General features: G+C 61.8%; 2 protein-coding genes and 1 pseudogene. All 3 read right to left on the bottom strand.

The annotated features are described in order from the left end of the window. Positions 1–729 (bottom strand): DUF2189 domain-containing protein (locus tag A2I95_RS35920; protein ID WP_291737307.1); only part of this gene is annotated, 729 nt, incomplete at its 3' end. Positions 730–802: 73 nt separating this feature from the next. Continuing rightward, complete coding sequence (locus A2I95_RS35915; RefSeq protein ID WP_027256534.1) at positions 803–1,222, bottom strand: group III truncated hemoglobin; 420 nt, start codon at positions 1,220–1,222, stop codon at positions 803–805. Positions 1,223–1,349: 127 nt separating this feature from the next. Further along, positions 1,350–1,679 (bottom strand): annotated as a pseudogene (locus A2I95_RS35910) (haloalkane dehalogenase); the annotation flags it as partial.

The following is a 1,679-nucleotide window of genomic DNA, read 5'->3' as shown; positions in this document are numbered from 1 at the left end:
TCCATGAAACAAATCTGCGTAAGCGTGCCAGGTCGCGTAGCCCAGCAGCGGAAAGATTATCGCCAGCCCCAGTAGGCCGGTCAGCACTCCCAGCCCGGTCAGCAGGGTGATCGCCGCCCCCCACCAGACCGACAGCCGGAAGTTATGGGTGGCAGCGTTGAAGCTCAGCCCCATGGCGGAGAAGCCATCGATCCGGCGCTCCACCAGCATCGGCAAAGAGAAGGCCGAGACCGCAAACCCCAGCGCCGCAAACAGCCCGCCGGTCAAGGACCCGGAAATCAGCAGCATCCAGCCCGCCGGCGTGCTGATCATCAGCACCAGTGTCTCAATGAAGCCGGCAAAGGGTCTGAGGCCATAGACGATGGCGAACAGCACTGTCGCCGCCCGGATCCAAGTCAGGGCAAAGACCATCAGGATGGCGCCCACCAGCGCAATCTGGCCTTTCGAGGCGACCTCGCTCCGCCCGCGGGCCACCGTGTACAAGCCGACCGTGGCAACCGGCCCTACCAGCACCCCGCCCGCCAGCAGCGGCAGCAGCATCCAGCCGGTGCCTGTGGCGGCCAGCAGCCAGACTGCCAGCCAGCCCAAAAGCACCAGCGCGCAGCCGTAACACAGTGAATATCCGAGATTGCGGCGCAGGTCGGCCCAGCCTGCCGCCAGCCAGCGCCGCACAACACGGGCAGGCGGCTCTGCGATGACCCGGGCCTTGGAATAAAGTGGATCCGGCATGTCTGCTATCCCCCGCACCTGCGGCCTGTACCGTGAGCATAGCACATTTTGCCCCCTGCCCCTGACATCCGGGTCACGAGAGCACCGGCGGCGCGTCCGCTTCGCGCCGGAAATTCTCCAGCCCGTAGGACAGCCCCTTGCCGATCCGGTCTGCCAAAGCGGCGAAGGCGCGGGCAGTTTCCGGCCCCAGCTCCCGCTCCGCGGTTTCGCGGAACAAGGCCAGCCAGACCGGGAAGTGCTCTGGCCTGATCTCCGGATTGGCCAGGTGGATTTGCATCGGATTGCCGTCATAGCCCGGTTCCCGCAGGATCGCCCCGCGCCAGAAGGCTGCAATCTTTTCCTCATGCGCAGACCAGTCGCTGATGGCCGGATTGAACACCGGCCCCAGCACCGCATCCGCACGGACTCGGGCATAGAAACAACTGACAAGCTGAGCGACTTCTTCGGCTGTCACCTCGAACATCCAGGGCTGCTTGTGCGGCGAATCCTTCATGGCACTACTCCATACATGCATGCAGCATTCATGTATCTTGAAATAGGTATTGTAAAGTCGCATTTATAGTACCAAAGGGATCATGGAAAGTGCCGGGCCACTGACCCGGCGCCTCCAGTTAACCTTATTACTCCAACGCCAGCAGCCATTTTTCCAATGCTGCTCCGATTTCATGCGGACTGGATTCTTGCAAAAAATGCGACCCAGAGCCAAGGTCGACATGGGTGAGGTTCAATGCATTCGAGATCACATACTTAGCGACAGGTGGCGGCATCAGCGCTCCCGGCTGCGCATGAAAGTAAAGCTTGGGAATATCCGATGAATAGAGCCAGCCTCCATTGGCCTCAATTTCCGCTGCGACATCGGCAGGCTCTCCCGCAATCGGGATCTGGCGTGGCCAGGCCAGTGTCGGAAGGCGGTCCTTTACGGCGGCAAACGGCGCTCTGCAGTGCAGCAT

The sequence above is a fragment of the Leisingera sp. F5 genome (assembly GCF_001593695.1).
The sequence above is the reverse complement of the archived record's forward strand: the minus strand, read 5'-3'. Positions and strand labels throughout refer to the sequence as shown.

What these genes read in the sequence shown, in the direction of transcription:
- A2I95_RS35915 (WP_027256534.1), bottom strand. Translation starts at nt 1,222, where the DNA reads ATGAAGGATTCGCCGCACAAGCAGCCCTGGATGTTCGAGGTGACAGCC.